The organism is Burkholderia stagnalis (genome assembly GCF_902830275.1).
In the GTDB taxonomy this organism is placed as follows: domain Bacteria; phylum Pseudomonadota; class Gammaproteobacteria; order Burkholderiales; family Burkholderiaceae; genus Burkholderia; species Burkholderia stagnalis.
In genome coordinates this window covers 43,256-59,072 of the sequence record NZ_CADESW010000013.1, presented here as the reverse complement: position 1 = coordinate 59,072, position 15,817 = coordinate 43,256, and the positions used below count along the sequence as shown (strand labels likewise).

Below are 15,817 nucleotides of genomic sequence, written 5' to 3'. Positions count from 1 at the left end.
CGCTCACGCGGCCAGCGCGTCCGAAATCGCATCCAGAATGAACACGCGATCGTCGACGACGCCGAAATGCGCGCCGTCACGCGTGAACAGATTGAATTCGCCGGTCGTGAAATCGCGCCACGCAAGCGCGTCCTCGTGCGTCACGTAGATGTCGTCCTTGCCGCGGAAGCTGGTGATCGGCATCGTCCACGGCGAATTCGGCACGAACACGTAGCGGCTCGCCATCTCGAACTCCGCCCGCACGACGGGCAGCACGAGCTCGCGCAGCTCCGGTATCGCCAGCATCTGCTCGGTCGCGTCGATCTGGAAGTGGCGCAGCGCTTCGGCGAGCACCTCGTCCGATTGCCGGTAGAGCGGCGCGACGATGTCGAACTCGCGCAGCCCCACGAGCGTGGCCGCGAGCTTGCGCTCGAACGCGGCGTCGGCGACGAGCCGGTGCGGCGGCCGCGCGCCCGACGCGAACAGGTGCACGGGCGCGATGCCCTCGCGCTCGATCAGCGCGCGCGCCGTCTCGTACATCGTCAGGCCGCCGATGCAGTGCCCGAAGAACGCGACCGGCTTGTCCAGCAGCGGGCGCAGTTCCGCGAGCAGCCCGTCGACGAATGCGCCGATCCGGTTCACGGGCGGCTCGCCGATCCGCGCGAGCCGGCCGGGCGGCTCGACCGCGAGAATCTCGGCGTGCGGGTCCGTGCCGTTCGCCCACGCGCGGTAGATCGCCGAGCCGCCGCCCGCGAACGGGAAGCAGATCAGCCGGTAGCGCGCGGCGGGATTCGGCCGGATCTCGACCAGCCAGCGTTCGCTCTGCGCCGGCAGCGCGGTGGGCGCCACGTGTATCGACGCAGAGGCGGAGGCCGACACCGCGCGCGCGGCGAGCGCCGCGCCCGCCGGCTCGGGTGCCGCACCGCCGGCCGTGACCTTGACCTTCGGCAGCAGCTCGTCGACGAGCTGCTCGAGGCTCGGCCCCTTCAGCATCGCGGCGGCCGGCAAGCGCACGCCGACGGCCGCGTCGAGCTGGTTGATCAGCGTGATCGCCATCAGCGAATCGAGGCCGAGCTCGCGCAGCGGCTGCGTCGCGTCGAACGCGCCCTTGATCTCGAGCACCGCGCGCACCATCTGGCTGACGATGTCGCGCAGCACGTCGCGCCGTTCGCTTTCCGGCGCGGCCGCCATCCGCGCATCGACCTGCGCGCGCGTGAACAGCGCATTGGCCGCCTGCGCCGGCGCGCCGCGCACGAGCCGCTCCAGCAGCGCCGGGCGCTTCGGATACTGCGCGGCCCATTGCGGCCACTCGGTGATCGTGACGACGGCCTGCTGCAGGCCGCGCGCGAGAATCGCGTGCAGCAGCGCAATGCCGGCTTCCGCGTCGATGTATTCGGTGCCGCGCGCGCGCCAGATCGCCTCGCCGCGCTCGCCCGATTCGGTCGCGAGGCCCGCGCCGCCCCACGGCCCCCAGTTGATCGCCTGCGCGGGCAGCCCGAGCCGGCGGCGATACTCGGCGAGGCCGTCGAGGAACGCGTTGCCGGCGACGTAGTTCGCCTGCCCCATCGCGCCCGTCACGCTCAGCACCGACGAAAACAGCACGAAATGGTCGAGCGGCAGGTGGCGCGTGGCCGCGTGCAGCGCCCAGCCGCCGAGCACCTTCGGGCCGGTCGTGCGCGCGAACTTGTCCCAGTCCATCTGCGCGAGCACGCCGTCGTCGAGATTGCCCGCGCAGTGGAACACGCCCTTCAGCGGCGGCAATTCGGCGCCGATCTGCGCGATCAGCGCGTGCGTGTCGGCCGCGCGCGCGACGTCGGCCTGCTTGACGACCACGTTCGCGCCCTGCTGCCGCCACCGCTCCAGCACCGGCGCGACCTGCTCGCCGGGCGCGCGGCGCGCGGTCAGCACCAGGTGCCGGACGCCCTGCGCGGTAATCAGCCAGTCCGCCACCTTCAGCCCGAGCGCGCCGAGCCCGCCCGTGAGCAGATAGGTCGCGGCCGGATCGAACGGCGGCACGATGCGCTCGGGTGCCGGTTCGTCGTCGCGGTCGAGGCGCAACGCGTAACGATGCCCCGCGCGCAATGCGACTTCTTCTTCGGCGTCGCTCGCGAACAGCTCTGCGGCCAGCGCCGCGACATCCTCTTCGCCGCCGATGTCGATCGTCCCGGCCCACAGTTCCGGATATTCGAGCGCCGCGACGCGCCCGATGCCGCCTGCCGACGCCTGCAGCGGGTCGCCGCCCGGCGCGCGCGGCACGGGTGCGCAAGCGCCGCGTGTGACGAGCCATACACGCGGCATGGCGCCCGCTTCGGCGCCGGCGTCCGCATTCGCTTCGGCGAGCGCCGAGAGCGCCCGCACGAGCGCGAGCGTGCCGCCGCTCGCCCGGCGCTCCGCCGCCGCGAGCGCATCGACCGTGGTCGCTTCGTCGACGCGTTCGCCGAGCCCATGCGCGAGCACGACGCCCAACGCGCCCGCCGAACCGGCCGGGCGTGCGGCCAGCGCCGCGCGCAATGCCGCGTGGACGTCGGCATCCGTGCCGCCGTCCGGCAGCGGCAGCACCGACGCGTGGTGCCCAAGCACCCGCAGCTGTGCGTCGAGCGCGTCGGCAAGGGTGCGCTCGGCGCCCGCGACGATCAGCCAGTGCGACGGCTCGGCCGCCGGGGCCTCCGGCAACGGCTGTGCGGGCCGCTCGACCCAGTCGAGCCGGTGCAGCGCGCGATTGCGCGACGAAGCCGCGTTCGGCGCAATCTGCGCACGCGTGATCGGCTTCACGGTCAGCCCGCCGAGCAGCGCGACCGGCGCGCCGTCGTCGCCGTAGATCTCGATGTCCAATGTGATGACATCCGCCTGCGCCGCATCGCGCCGTTTGGCCCTCACCCATACGCGATCGGCGCCCGGGCGGGCGATCTCGAACCGTTCGATCGAAATCGGCAGCCACGTGCCTTCCGGCTTCGCTTCGAGGCCCGCCAGGCTCCGGTAGTCCGGCACGAGCGCCGGATAGATGTGCAGGCACGCATCCAGCAGCGCCGGATGCAGCGGGTACGCGGCCGCGTCGAGGTGCTCGGGCAACTGCACGCGGCTCACCGCGGCATCGTCGCCCTGCCACAGCGCGACGATGCCGCGAAAGCCCGGCCCGTAGCCGAACCCGAGCGGCGCGATCGCTTCGTAGTAACGCGCCGGCTCGATCGGCGTCATCTGCTCGACGCCGGCCGACGCGGGCAGCGGCGTCGCGATCGGCGCCAGGCGCGGCGCCGCGAGCGTGCTCACGCGCGCGCGCAGGTGGCGATGCCATGCGTCGTCGGCCGCGTCGCGGCTCACGAGCTCGGCGTCGAGGTCACCGCCGTCGCCCTGCAGGAGGGTCTGGACGGCGCGCGCGCCGTCGTCGGGCACGACGAGCGCATCGTCGTAGGTCAGCGAGTCGATCGCGACCGCCGCGCCGCCCGCCCGCTCGCGCCCGGCCGCGGCGAGCGCGACGAGCCCGGCCGCCACCGGCAGCACGGCCAGCCCGAAGATCCGGTGATCGGTGAGCCACGGGATCGCGTCGAGGTCGTAGGTCGCCGCGAACTGCCACGCGGCGAGCAGCGACGACACGCGCCTGCCGGGAATGTCGGCGCCCGGCCCCGTCGCCATGCCTGCGCCGCCCGCCGCTGTGCCCCGGCCGGCGTCGAGCCAGTAGCGTTCGCGCTCGAACGCGTAGGTCGGCGCGGACACGCGGCGCCGCGCATAAGGCGCGTCGAACGCGCGCCAGTCGACCGGCGCACCGCTGCGCCACAGCGCGCCGAGTGTCGCCGTCAGCTCGCCCCATTCGCGGTCGCGGCCGATCGATGCGAGAAAGCGCCGGCCGCCGGCCTCGTCGCTGCCCAGGATCTGCTGCGCGAGCGACACGAGCGTCGTGCCGGGGCCGACTTCGACGAAATCGACGATGCCGGCCTGCGCGAGCGCCTGCACGCCTGAAATGAAATGCACCGGCTGCAACGCGTGGTCGCGCCAATAGGCTGGCGTCGGCGGCGCATCGGCAATCGCGCCGGTCAGGTTCGCGACGAGCGGAATCTTCGGCTTCTTGGCGTGATAACTGCCCGCGAGCGTTTCGAGCTCGGCCGCCGCGCTCGCCATCAGCGGCGAATGGAACGCATGCGACACCGTCAGCTCGCGCCCGCCAATGCCCGCCTGCTGCGCGCGCGCGAACGCGTCGGCGACGGCGTCCGCGCGGCCCGACACGACAGTGTTCTCGGGCCCGTTGTACGCGGCGATCGCGATCGCCTGCGGGTCGCTCGCGTCGAGCAGCCGCTCGACCGTCTCGCCGTCGGCGAACAGCGCCGCCATCGCGCCGCCCTTCGGCAGCGCCTGCATCAGCCGGCCGCGCGCGGCGATCAGCGCGAGGCACGCGTCGAGGTCGTAGCAGCCCGCGACGCAGGCCGCCACGTATTCGCCGACGCTGTGGCCGAGCACCGCGTCCGGCACGATGCCCCACGATCGCCACAGCTCGGCCAGCGACCATTCGATCGCAAAGAGCGCCGGCTGCGCGTAGGCGGTCTGGTCGATCAGCGCCTTCGCCTGCGCATCGCCGTAGAGGACCGACAGCAGCGGCGTGTCGAGATGCGGGCGCAACAGCGCGTCGCAGCGGTCGAGCGCGTCGCGGAACACCGGCTGCGTGCGGTACAGCGCGGCCGCCATTCCCGCGTACTGCGCGCCCTGGCCCGTAAACAGGAACGCCAGCGGCCGCTTGCCGCCGCGCTCCGTCGCCTGCGCGGCCGCGAGCTGCGCCGACAGCTCGCCGGCCGTGCCGCCCGCCACCGTCAGCCGCGCGTTGCGCGGCGCGCGGCCGGTGTTCGCGGTGTAGCAAAGGTCGCCGATGGGCGCGTCCGTCGTCGCCAGGAACTGGCGCCAGCGGTCCGCGAGCGCGGCAAGCGCGGGCGCCGAGCGGGCCGACAGCGCAAGCACGTGCAGCGGCCGGTCGTTCTCCGCCGCTGCCGCTGCCGCCGCCGGGCGCACGGGCGCCTCCTCGAGCACCGCGAACGCGTTCGTGCCGCCGAGCCCGAGCGAGTTGACGGCCGCGAAGCGCGGCGCGGCGTCGCGCGGCCAGTCGCGCAGCGCGGTGTTCACGAAGAACGGCGTCTGCGCGAACGGAATCTTCGGGTTCGGCGTGTCGAAATTCAGGCTCGGCGGAATCTGCCCGCGATCGAGCGCGAGCGCGGCCTTGATCACGCTCGCCACCCCCGACGCCTGTTCGAGGTGCCCGATGTTGGTCTTCACCGAGCCGACCGCGCAAAAGCCGGCGTCCGGCGTGTGCCGCCGGAACGCCTTGGTCAGCGCGTCGATTTCGAGCGGATCGCCGACCACCGTGCCGGTGCCGTGCGTCTCGACGTAGCCGACCGCGCGCGGCGCGACGCCCGCGCACGCGAACGCGTCGAGCATCGCCTTCGCCTGCCCGCTCACGCTCGACGCCGTGTAGCTGACCTTCGACCCGCCGTCGTTGTTGATCGCGGTGCCGCGGATCACCGCATAGATGTGGTCGCCGTCCGCGAGCGCGTCGTCGACGTGCTTCAGCACGATCGCGCCCGCGCCGCTGCCGAACACCGTGCCCTGCGCGTGCGCATCGAACGCGCGGCAGTGGCCGTCCGGCGACAGGATGTCGCCCTGGCGCGCGGTATAGCCGGCGATATGCGGCACGCGCACGGTGGACGCGCCGGCGATCGCCATGTCGCATTCGCCGTTCAGGATGCTGCTGCACGCGAGATGGATCGCGACGAGCGACGTCGAGCAGGCGGTCTGCACGGTGACGCTCGGCCCCGTCAGGTTCAGCTTGTACGACACGCGCGTCGCGAGGAAATCCTTGTCGTTGCCGATGTGCTCGACGCCGCCGGTCGAGCCGCGCAGCGCGGGGTTCGACGCGAAGTAGCTGCTGACCACGCCGCCCGCGCCGGCGAACACGCCGATCGAGCCGTCGCAGGTGTCGGGCCAGTAGCCGGCGTCTTCGAGCGCATCGTGGACGACTTCGAGAAACACCCGGTGCTGCGGATCGATCACGCGCGCCTCGCGCGGCGAATACTCGAACAGGCCCGCATCGAAGCGATCGAAATCGTCGATGACGGGCGACGCCTTCACATAGTCCGGCGCGGCGAGCTGCGCGGGATCGACGCCGGCCCGCAGCAGCGTCGCGTCGTCGAAGAAGCGGATCGACTCGACGCCGTCGACGAGGTTCTGCCAGAACGCGCGCCAGTCGTTCGCGCCCGGCAGCCGGCAGCCGATCCCGACGATCGCGACGCCGCCGTTCGCGCTCGCGAGCGGCGGGCTGGCGTCAGGGGTGGCGGTTGCGTCGCCGGCCGGCTCCGGCGGGTGCGTTGCCGTCATCCGCGCGCCCCCCGCCGTTGCCGGCGGCGTTCGCTCGCCGCCTGCGCTTCGGCCAGCTCGTCGTCGGCATCGGCCGGCACCGGCGCGTTGTCGAACAGCCGCTGGTACGCATCGACGAGCTGCCCGACCGTCTGCACCGACGTGATCGGCACGAGCGTCTGGAACGGGTCCGCGCCGAACGTGAGTTCGAGATCGAACACGAGCTGCGCGAGATCGAGCGAGCTCAGGCCGAGCGTCGCGTTCAGCTTGTCGTCGGCGCGCGGCTCGCGCGGCGGCAGCCCGTGCTGGCTCATGATCCTGGTCACCGCGGCATGGACGAGACGCTCGGTCTCGTCGCGATCGAAAGGCTGGGTCAGCATGTGATGCCTCCATCGACTGCGATTGTTTGCCCCGTCACGAACGCGGCGCGATCGGACACCAGGAAGGCGACGACGTTGGCGATGTCGGCCGTGTCGGCCAGCCGGCCAAGCGGCGTGCGACGCGCGATGCGCGCCCGCGCGGTTTCGTCGAGGTGCTGGACCATGTCGCTCTCGAAATAGCCCGGCGCCACCGAGTTCACGCGGACGCTGCGCCCGCCGAGCTCGCGCGCGAGGCTGCGCGTCAGGCCGTCGAGCGCCGCCTTGGTCGCGCTGTACACGGCCACCCCGGCGTGGCCGCGGATCGCGTTGACCGACGCGATGTTCACGATCGCGCCGCGGTTCGCGCGGATCATCCACTTCGCGCAGCACTGCGTGAGCAGGATCGTGCCGGCCAGGTTGACCGCGATCATCTGCTCGATCAGCTCCTCGCGCATCAGCGTCAGCAAGCCGTCATGGCTCACGCCCGCGTTGTTGACGAGCGCGCCGACGCCGCCCCAGCGCTCGGCCACGCCCGCGACGAACGCCGACACCGCCGCGCTGTCCGTGCCGTCCACCTGCGCCCAGTGGAACCGCGCGCCGCGCATGTCGCGCTCGACCAGGTTCTCGATCTCGGCCGTGCGCGAGCGGCTGAACGTCGCGACCCGCTTGCCCTCGTCCAGGAACGCGCGCACCAGGGCGAGCCCCAGCCCCCTGCTGCCGCCACTGATGATGACCACGTCGTCTGCATCGCTCATACGGGTTGCTCCGTCGTTCGTGACGCTCTGGCCTTCTTGAACCGGTCGTTGTGATGCGCGCCTTCGTCGATCACGATATGCACCGGCACCTTGAAACGTTCGAGGCGGCTCGCGCAGAATTCACGCAGCCGCGCGACGAGCGCCGCCTGCCCTTCCGGCTCGATCAGCGACACGTGCGCGACCACGACGTGGCCGGTCACCGGATTGGGCCGGCCCGACACGGTCACGTCGCGCACGTTGCCGGCCGCCAGCAGCGTGTTCTCGACCTCGCTCGGGTAGACCTTTTCGCCGCCCACGTTGATGATTTCCGAACGACGCCCGAGCACGCGCACGTAGTCGCCGTCCGTCTCGACGACGTCCTGCGTGTTGAACCAGCCTTCATCGTCGAACGGCGACGGCGCGTTCAGGTAGCCGAGCATCGCCGTTTCCGAGCGCACCCACAGCACGCCGTCGACGATCTTGTGCTCGAAGCCGTCGGTGCCGAGCTTCATCCACAGCGAGCCCGAATCCTTCGACTGCGTCGGCAGGATGCCGAGCTCGGACAACCCGTAGGTCTGCTTCAGCTTCACGTCCGGCAGCGCGTCGTGCAGCGCGGCGAGCGTCGTTTCGGGCATCGGCTCGGTGCCGTACGTAATCAGCCTCAGCGACGACAGGTCGTGGCGCGCGGCCGCGTCGGAGATCAGCATCATGTTGATGAAGGTCGGGCTGGTGGGCAGCAGCTCGACGCTGTAGCGCGCGATGGCTTCGCACACCGCATCGGGCGTGCGGTTGGCCGGCGTCACGATCGTGCCGCCCTGGCTCAGCACGTTGAGCAGCGTGTTGATGCCGCCGATGTGGTCGAGCATCAGGAACACGAGCGTCACGTATGCGCGGCCCTTCGCGCGTTCGATCCTGGCGATCATGCGGTCGAGGTCGAGCAGCGACGCCTTGCTGCGGCCGGTCGACCCCGAGCTGAACAGGATCAGGCCGGCCGCGTCGGCCACGCGCAGCCCCGCGATCAGCGGATGCGCATCGGCGGGCGGCGCGCGGCGCTCGACCTGCGCGGCGCCCGCCGCGTCGAACGTCACGACGAAGCCCGCTTCCGCGATCTCGATGAACTCGTCGCGCTTCGCGCCGGCCGACGTGATCGGCACGACGATCGCACCGGCGAACGCGAGCGCCAGCAACAGCGCGCAGACGTTCGGCGCGTAATCGCCGCACACCGCGACGGTGTCGCCGCGCCGCACGCCCCACCGGTCGAGTTCGCCGCGCCACGCGTCGATCCGCTCGCAAAACGCGTCGTACGTGACGGTCTCGCCCGCCGCGACGAGGCACGCCCGCGTGCCGAACGCGCGCATCCGCTGTTGGAAAGAGGTCGTCATCGCGCGCTCACCGGGATGCGTGCGCGTTGGCCGCGTCGTCGTTCGCCGGCCCCGGCGCCGCGAGCCGCACCGCGACCGCCATCGCTTCGCGCAGCGGCTGGCCGAACAGCTTGCCGGCGGTGTTGTCGTCGATCGTGTCGCGCAACACGGACTGGAACGCCTCGACCGCGAGCAGGCTGACGCGCAGCTGCGTGTCGGCGAGCAGGCGCCACGCCTCGTACGTGTCGTTCAGGCTCTGCACCCATTGCTGATAGGCCTGGGTCTGACTCGGAATGACTTCGATTGACATCGCGACAGCCTCCTTGGCGAAGACGCGCACGCATGGCGGCACCCTGGACGCCTGCATGCGCCGTCATGAAAAACGTGCGTCGTGCGTGCGTCAGGACGTGGGCCGGCCGGCCCGGGCGTGGCGATCGAGCACCTCGTGCAACGCGGCCAGCTCGCGTTCGATCTCGTCGCCGCGGTAGTAGAGAAAGGCGCCTGTCTCGCCGCCGACGACCACTTCGAGATAGGGCTCGGCCTCGGAGACACCCGACTCGCAGCCGGCGCTGAGCACGTCGAGGCTGTCCCGCCGCGGCTCGCGGGCCGTCGTCACGATCGACGCGAGGCCCAGCGTGCGCAGCCGGTCGGCCCACGCGGCGAGCTGCCATTCGGCGCCGTCGGGATCGGTCGGCACGTAGAGGCAGAACGAACGCTCGTCGAGCCAGCTCGCGTGATTCGCGCGATCCTCTTGCGCGGCGCTTGCGTCGAAACGGGCCGGGGATGGCGCCGGTGAGGCATCTCCGGCGTCGGCCGATGCCGCGTCGCGATGCCGGCTGAACAGATGCGCGACCGCTGCCGGCCATACGCGCGAGATGATGGATCGACTGGCTTGCCTCATGGGATGCTCCTTCGTGTCCAGCAATCAAACTGGTCGAATCACGACAATTCGATAACAGGCAACATCAAGGCTATTTCCACGCGGCGGAGGCAAAAAAAACGCCGTCCGTTTTGAAAACGGAAATCAGAAAAGCACGGGGAGCGCAGCGGTGACATGGCCGATCTTCCACCCGCTGGCAAATCGTGATCGCCGGAATGGAGCGCCATGCAGTTATGTGATTGAGCATAGGAGGAAATCCGGAAGATGCAAGACGCGATCGCGCGAATTTTGCTGCTTGGCAGCATGCGTATGCGTTCGCGATAATTGCATTGCCGAATTGCGTGCGATTTCGAATAAAACCGCTGCGGAATTTCGGAAATCGATATGGTTATCTGGATCGTCGAAACTCGAATCCGAAAGTCAGGATAAGGAAATAAAAACGGGGCTGGATTATATGCGCGCGATCGAATTCAAGCGCGAATCGGCGCGGTCGTATAACGGGCCGGCATTCCCGGGCGCGAAACCGGCAATGACCGACCGACGGTTGGCTTCGCACCCAACCCGGCACGCGCTGCACGAATGCCGCGACACGCGCCGGACCCGGCAAAAACGACCGTTTTCGCAGCGTTTCAGCTGTCGCCGCCCGCCTCGACGATCGCCAGCGCTCGCGCGCCGTCGCGCTGGGCCGCATCCTCGGCGGAAAAGATTTCCTCGCTGAATGCGATCAATTTGAAGCCGCATCCCGTGGAACGCGGAATCGTGATGCCCCAATGCCAGCCGCCATCCTGCTCGAATACATGGAGGACGGCGGGCGACTGGCCCGGTGGTGGTGCAGAAGTCGTCATGGCGTGCTCTCCCGTCATGGAGCGACCGAGGGGTAACTGCTTCGAACGCACGAGCCCAGTCTACGGGGGTTCATGCTGCGCCGCAATATTGCGATCGCTGCAAAAAATACCGATCGGTGACACGTCACAATTTTGAAATACCCGTGTGTCCATCAAGACGCACGCTTAATATATTGGTACGACAAATACGGCCATTCGGAGGCTTCATGGGCAGCGCTTCGCTCGTATGGGCAGGAGTCCCGCATAACGGTGACGGCGTCGTCTTTCAGGTTCGCATCGCGCGCGGGCTGCAGCGTTTTCATATTTCGCGGGCGATCCTCGAAGCGGTGCACGATCTCGAGCGACTGGCGTCGGACGCGCGGCAGCTCACCTGCTTTTATGAACACCTGGAGCCGATCCTCGGCGTCGCCCGGAAGGCACGTTCGGATGCCAGGGCCGATACCGTCCCGCTGAGCGTTTCCGATTTCGTCCGGACGGTCGAGGCGCGGACCGGACAGGATGCGTGGGCGGCGACGCAGCCAGGCTGACGTTCGTGCTGTCGACTTCATCGCGGAGTTGCAACGGGCCTTCATGACGCTGCGCCGCTCCCGATAACCGGGCCGCAGCCGATCGCCGCATCTCAGGCGATCGAATCGTGAAAGCGCTTCATCTCCTTCTCGATCCACGCAACCAGGCTGAACGACGCATGCGCCTGCACGGCCGGCGGAATCATCACCCTTTCCTCCGTCGCGATGTGCTCGGTGAGGGATTCGCACATCAACCTGCCGAGTTCGGGCTTGCTGCTGATGAGCGGGGACAAGTCGCGACCGCGCAGCTGATAGACCGTCACGGCGGTCACGGCGTAAACGGTCGCGTGAAGCCGCGTGCCGGCGAGCACGACCGACTGGCCGATCGCATCGCCGGGCGCCATCCGCCTGACCTCCACGTCGCCCGCCGCGCCCGGTACGCGCACCGACGCCACGCCCGATTCGACGATCGTCAGCAGGCGCGTTTCGGAATCCGACGCATAGATCACGTCGCCCTTGCCGAACGCGCGCGATGCGAGCGTGTCGGCGAGCACCGCGAGATCCTCGTCGTCGAGGCGCGCGAATAGTTCGACCGCGCGCAGCAGCCGCTCGCGGCGCGAAGCGGAGCCGCGCTCCGCGGCCGTCACCGCGAGCGGGCGCAATGCAACGCCGGCGGCGGCCAGATGCCGATGGGCGAGATCGTAAAGCCGGTTGCGCACGGCCACCTTCTTCTGCAGCGCGTCGACGTAACAGATGAGCGCGTATTCGACCGAGTTCGTCCCGAACGCCTTGACGAGCGCGACCGGTTCCGGACTGGCCAGCACGTCGAGCGAACTGGCGGCGGCCCGGCCGAGCGCGTCGATCACGACGGCGGGCCGCACTGCGGGATCGACCTCGAGCGTCAGCGTCACGCCATGCGTGTTCGCGGGCTCGCTGAGGTTGACGATCGTCGCGCGGGCGGCGGTGCTGTTCGGCACGACGACGAGGTTGCCGAGGCTGTCGATCAGCTTCGTCGCACGCCAGTTGCTTTCGACGATCCGCCCTTCCAGATCGCCGATGGACACCGTATCGTTCAAGCGAAACGGCTGCGTGGTGTTCAGGACCAGGCCGGAGAACACATCGTTCAGCGTGTTCTGCACGGCGAGGCCGAGTATCACGGCCACAGCCCCGGAGGTCGCGACCAGGCCGCTCAGCGGCAGGCCGAGCGAATAGCCCAATGCGGCGACCGCGGCCGCGCCGAAGACGACGCCCGCGGCGATATCGTGAAACAGCCGCTGGCTGCGCCATGCGCGCGGCAGCAGCAGATGATCGAGCATCAGGCTGAACACGATCGCGCACTGCAGCCACCACGCGACGCAGATCGCCTGGATGGCAAGGCGGCCGATGCGCTCGGGCGATGCGGGCACCGCGAGCGGGCTGACGCCGGTCGCGAACAGCACATAGGTGAGCGCCGCGAACGCCGCGCATCGCCACGCCGCTTTCGCCGTGGAGCGGCCGCGCCCCAGCAGCCGCCAGGCGGCCAGGTCGGCAAGCACGATCGGCGCGCCGTACGCGACCGTATCAGGGAGGTTCAGCATATCGGAGCGGGACTCGGGCACGCAGGGCGACCCATGACGACTGCGCGTCGCTGCATGGCATCGGCCTGTCTTGCATTCAATGGATTCCGCGACGTCGACCGGGCGGTCGCCGTGTCGTCAATGTAGGCGCACCGGGCGCGAATGTCCTGTATTCAGGCTGAAACGTTCTGAATTTTGCGGCGGCCGGTGCGCAGGCTCAATCGCGCACGCCGGCCGGGCCGACGCCGAGCGCTTCGGCCTTGCGCACGAGATCCGGCAGCGTGCGCGCCTGCATCTTCTTCATGACCTGCGCCCGATGCACCTTGACCGTGATTTCCTGGAGGCCGAGCGCCGACGCGATCTGCTTGTTCATCCGGCCGGCGATCACATGGCTCATCACCTCGCGCTCGCGCGGCGTCAACGACGCGTAGGCGCGGCGAATCGGCTCCAGCACGCGCTCGCGCGCGAGGCGTTCGCCGTCGCGGGCAAGCGCCCGGCGCACGGCGTCGAGCATCGCCTCGTCGTCGAACGGTTTCGTCAGGAAATCGAGCGCGCCGCCCTTCATCGCCTTGACCGTCGTGGCCACGTCGCCGTAGCCCGTCATGAACAGGATGGGCACGCTCAGGCCCGCGCGCGCCGTCTCCTCCTGAACGGCGAGCCCGTTCTCGCCGGCCAGACGTACGTCGAGGATCAGGCAGCTCGGCACGTCGGGCCGCTCGAACGCGAGGAATGCGCGCGACGACGCGAACGTCTCGGCGCGAAATCCCGCCGAGCGCAACAGCGCGCTCAACGAGCGCCGGAGCGTTTCGTCGTCGTCGACCACATAGACGATCCGCGCGGGATCGCCCGTGCCCGCGCGGCCGGCCGGAGTCGTATCCTGCGTGCTCGCCATTGCGTTCCCTGTATAGGTCCGAGGATTCATCATCGAAGATGGAACGAAGACCGGGGCCGCACGATCATGCGGCCGGGGGCGCCGAAGCGATTCGATCGATCAGGTTGAGCATATCGTCCGACGGGAACGGCTTGCGCATGAACGCGACCGCGCCCTGTGCGAGCGCGCGGCGGACCGATTCGTCATCGCCGTGCGCCGACATGAAGATGACCGGGATCGTCGATCGGCGCTGCACCAGCAGCCGCTGGACGTCGAGGCCGCTCATGCCCTTCATCTTCAGATCGACCAGCACGCAGGACGCCGTGTCCAGCGGGCCGCTCGCGAGGAACTCCTCGCCCGACGCGAACGGCAATGCGGTATGGCCCGCCGATTTGAGCAGGCTCGCGAGACTCTTACGGACCGACGCATCGTCATCGATGATGCAAACAATCGCCATGAAATGAAAACCTGAAAATTTTGTCAATCCGGAACATCGCGGCGACGCCCCGGTCGGGATGCACGGCGCAACCGCTTCGCGCCATGCCCGTGCAACCGGCGTCTCACGCCCACGGCGTGCCGGCCAGCACGGGTTGCGCGGCCACGGCCGGCGCCGGCCGCAGCGCGTCCGCGCGCACCGGCTCCCTGGTCGCAAAGGCCGCGCAGCGGGCGTGGACGCGGCCGGCTTCGCCCGACTCCGCCAGCCGTTCGAGCGCATACGCGCGCACGACCTCGAGGAACGAATAGCACTTCGAGAGCCCGACCGAATGAACCACCAGCAGCGATTTCGACGCAAGACTGACCAGGCAGTCGAGCACCCGCCCGGCGCCGAGTTCGTCGCACGCGGCCAGCGCGCATGCCGCGTCGAGCTGGAACGCATCCGGAAACACCGCGAGGCGGCAGAGCACGGCGCGCTCCGCTTCGTCGAGCAGCCGATAGCTCCACTCGATGGTCGCCCTGAGGGTTTGCTGGCGGGGATGGGCCGTGCGCAGCCCGCCGGACAGCGACAGCACGGATGTGTCGAGATCGGCGGCCAGCCCCTGGATCCCGAGCGACGCGACACGCGCGGCGCCGAGCTCGAGCGCCAGCGGCAAGCCGCTGAGACGGCGGCAGAGGGTCGCGATCGCGTCCAGCGTCTTCGGGTCCGCCGCAAGGTCGGCGCCCATCGCGCGCGCCCGCGTCCGGAACATGCGTACGGCGCCGCACGCGGCGATATCGCCGTCGGTCGCGCCGGCCGGCGGCACGGCCAACGGCCCGACGCGATAGACGCGCTCGCCCGCGACGCGCAGGGGCTCGCGGCTCGTCACGACGAGCACCGCGCCGGGGTTCGCCGCGACGATCGCTTCGCAGAGATCCGCCAGTTCGTCGACGTGCTGCTCCGCATTGTCAAGCACCAGCATGACGCGCCGCTCGCCGATCGCGCGCACGACGTCGGCAGGCTCGGCATCGGACCTGCCCGGCAGTTCGAGCGCCTCCAGCACCGCGGATTCCAGCGTCGCCTCGCCCTGGCAGCCGGCCAGATCGATCCGGCAAAGATCGATGCCGCGCGCGGCCGACCATGCCGCGGCCACCTCCAGCGCCAGATGCGTCTTGCCGACGCCTCCCGGGCCGACGAGCGTCACGACCGCCTCGTGCTCGAGCAGCGCATGCAGCTCGGCGGCCTCCTTTTCACGGCCGATCAGCGGACATTTTCGCGGCGCGGCGCCCGCGCGGGCCACGACGTCCGCGTGCCCGGGCGTTTCCGGCGGGAGGTCGGCCGCGGCCAGGTCCGCCGCCGACGCGAAGCGATAGCCCCTGCCCGATTCCGTGCGTATCCAGCCGTGCTTGCCGCCGAACAGCTTGCGCAACGCCGCGATGTGCACCTGGATGTTGTTTTCGACGACGAACGTGTTCGGCCACACCGCCCGCATGATCTCGTCCTTCGACACGAGCCTGCCGTCGGCCTTCAGCAGCAGCTCGAGAATCTCGAACGCCCGGGCTCCGACGAAGCGGCGCTGTCCGTCGACACATACTTCGCGACACTCAAGGGAAACCGTCACCCGCCCGAACGTATACATGATCCGCACCCGCTTCCGCTGCTCCGCACCTTGCGCCGCCTGGACGGGGCGGCGCGCTCTTCTGCCGAACCGGCCGCATCGCATCGACGCGCGCCGGCAGGCTTGACGGTATCCTACGGCGCGATCCGCGACGCGGCCATTATCCATAGGTTTAATCCCGCGCCGGCCGGCGCCGCGCCGGGAACGGGGCCGAATCAAGGACTACTGCAATTTCCGGCAGGCTGACGCACAATGCACGTGCCGCGAAGCCGAAGCCCCGTCACGAGCCGGCTCCATCCTGCCCGACCCTGCCTGCTATCCGACCGTGAACACATCCTTGCGTGCCCCGGAAGACGCCAGCCG

At 69.8% G+C, this 15,817-nt stretch carries 12 protein-coding genes; 1 reads left to right on the top strand and 11 read right to left on the bottom strand.

Annotated elements, in window-relative coordinates; genetic code table 11:
- Window positions 1–3: 3 nt before the first annotated feature.
- The 7 genes from HWY45_RS21925 to HWY45_RS21895 all read right to left on the bottom strand — a co-directional run bounded on the left by HWY45_RS21925 (window position 4) and on the right by HWY45_RS21895 (window position 10,488).
- Window positions 4–6,330, bottom strand: a complete 6,327-nt coding sequence (locus HWY45_RS21925; protein ID WP_059880602.1) for a type I polyketide synthase — start codon at window positions 6,328–6,330, stop codon at window positions 4–6.
- Complete coding sequence (locus HWY45_RS21920; protein ID WP_059880604.1) at window positions 6,327–6,689, bottom strand: acyl carrier protein; 363 nt, start codon at window positions 6,687–6,689, stop codon at window positions 6,327–6,329. Before HWY45_RS21920 ends, HWY45_RS21925 begins: the two co-directional genes overlap by 4 nt.
- The gene (locus HWY45_RS21915) at window positions 6,683–7,423 is read right to left on the bottom strand and encodes an SDR family NAD(P)-dependent oxidoreductase (protein ID WP_059566840.1); all 741 of its coding nucleotides are present in this window, start codon (window positions 7,421–7,423) and stop codon (window positions 6,683–6,685) included. Before HWY45_RS21915 ends, HWY45_RS21920 begins: the two co-directional genes overlap by 7 nt.
- Complete coding sequence (locus HWY45_RS21910) at window positions 7,420–8,784, bottom strand: ANL family adenylate-forming protein (RefSeq protein WP_059880607.1); 1,365 nt, start codon at window positions 8,782–8,784, stop codon at window positions 7,420–7,422. The genes HWY45_RS21915 and HWY45_RS21910 overlap by 4 nt, the downstream gene beginning before the upstream one ends.
- A 7-nt stretch (window positions 8,785–8,791) precedes the next feature.
- Complete coding sequence (locus HWY45_RS21905) at window positions 8,792–9,073, bottom strand: hypothetical protein (RefSeq protein ID WP_060149246.1); 282 nt, start codon at window positions 9,071–9,073, stop codon at window positions 8,792–8,794.
- Window positions 9,074–9,163: 90 nt separating this feature from the next.
- On the bottom strand, window positions 9,164–9,664 hold the full coding sequence (locus HWY45_RS36630) for a hypothetical protein (protein ID WP_059880610.1): 501 nt from the start codon (window positions 9,662–9,664) through the stop codon (window positions 9,164–9,166).
- A 608-nt stretch (window positions 9,665–10,272) separates the two neighbouring features.
- Entirely contained in the window at window positions 10,273–10,488 is a 216-nt protein-coding gene (locus HWY45_RS21895; RefSeq protein ID WP_150998640.1) for a hypothetical protein, read from the bottom strand.
- 206 nt (window positions 10,489–10,694) lie between these two features.
- On the opposite strand from HWY45_RS21895, the gene HWY45_RS21890 reads away from it, so the two are divergent.
- Complete coding sequence (locus HWY45_RS21890; RefSeq protein WP_059880613.1) at window positions 10,695–11,015, top strand: hypothetical protein; 321 nt, start codon at window positions 10,695–10,697, stop codon at window positions 11,013–11,015.
- 92 nt (window positions 11,016–11,107) lie between these two features.
- Here the strand turns inward: HWY45_RS21890 and HWY45_RS21885 are convergent, their stop codons facing one another.
- The 4 genes from HWY45_RS21885 to HWY45_RS21870 form a co-directional block, all read right to left on the bottom strand.
- A complete protein-coding gene (locus tag HWY45_RS21885; protein ID WP_059880615.1) occupies window positions 11,108–12,571 on the bottom strand; it encodes a mechanosensitive ion channel family protein in 1,464 nt (487 codons plus the stop codon).
- A gap of 196 nt (window positions 12,572–12,767) precedes the next feature.
- Window positions 12,768–13,442, bottom strand: a complete 675-nt coding sequence (locus tag HWY45_RS21880; protein WP_059880618.1) for a response regulator transcription factor — start codon at window positions 13,440–13,442, stop codon at window positions 12,768–12,770.
- Between the two features lie 64 nt (window positions 13,443–13,506).
- A complete protein-coding gene (locus tag HWY45_RS21875; protein WP_059880621.1) occupies window positions 13,507–13,878 on the bottom strand; it encodes a response regulator transcription factor in 372 nt (123 codons plus the stop codon).
- 103 nt (window positions 13,879–13,981) lie between these two features.
- A complete protein-coding gene (locus HWY45_RS21870; RefSeq protein WP_170304023.1) occupies window positions 13,982–15,475 on the bottom strand; it encodes an ATP-binding protein in 1,494 nt (497 codons plus the stop codon).
- Window positions 15,476–15,817: the final 342 nt, after the last annotated feature.

What these genes read in the sequence shown, in the direction of transcription:
- HWY45_RS21885 (WP_059880615.1), bottom strand. Translation starts at nt 12,571, where the DNA reads ATGCTGAACCTCCCTGATACGGTCGCGTACGGCGCGCCGATCGTGCTT.
- HWY45_RS21925 (WP_059880602.1), bottom strand. Translation starts at nt 6,330, where the DNA reads ATGACGGCAACGCACCCGCCGGAGCCGGCCGGCGACGCAACCGCCACC.
- HWY45_RS21870 (WP_170304023.1), bottom strand. Translation starts at nt 15,475, where the DNA reads ATGTATACGTTCGGGCGGGTGACGGTTTCCCTTGAGTGTCGCGAAGTA.
- HWY45_RS21880 (WP_059880618.1), bottom strand. Translation starts at nt 13,442, where the DNA reads ATGGCGAGCACGCAGGATACGACTCCGGCCGGCCGCGCGGGCACGGGC.
- HWY45_RS21920 (WP_059880604.1), bottom strand. Translation starts at nt 6,689, where the DNA reads ATGCTGACCCAGCCTTTCGATCGCGACGAGACCGAGCGTCTCGTCCAT.
- HWY45_RS21910 (WP_059880607.1), bottom strand. Translation starts at nt 8,784, where the DNA reads ATGACGACCTCTTTCCAACAGCGGATGCGCGCGTTCGGCACGCGGGCG.
- HWY45_RS21895 (WP_150998640.1), bottom strand. Translation starts at nt 10,488, where the DNA reads ATGACGACTTCTGCACCACCACCGGGCCAGTCGCCCGCCGTCCTCCAT.
- HWY45_RS36630 (WP_059880610.1), bottom strand. Translation starts at nt 9,664, where the DNA reads ATGAGGCAAGCCAGTCGATCCATCATCTCGCGCGTATGGCCGGCAGCG.
- HWY45_RS21915 (WP_059566840.1), bottom strand. Translation starts at nt 7,423, where the DNA reads ATGAGCGATGCAGACGACGTGGTCATCATCAGTGGCGGCAGCAGGGGG.
- HWY45_RS21890 (WP_059880613.1), top strand. Translation starts at nt 10,695, where the DNA reads ATGGGCAGCGCTTCGCTCGTATGGGCAGGAGTCCCGCATAACGGTGAC.
- HWY45_RS21875 (WP_059880621.1), bottom strand. Translation starts at nt 13,878, where the DNA reads ATGGCGATTGTTTGCATCATCGATGACGATGCGTCGGTCCGTAAGAGT.
- HWY45_RS21905 (WP_060149246.1), bottom strand. Translation starts at nt 9,073, where the DNA reads ATGTCAATCGAAGTCATTCCGAGTCAGACCCAGGCCTATCAGCAATGG.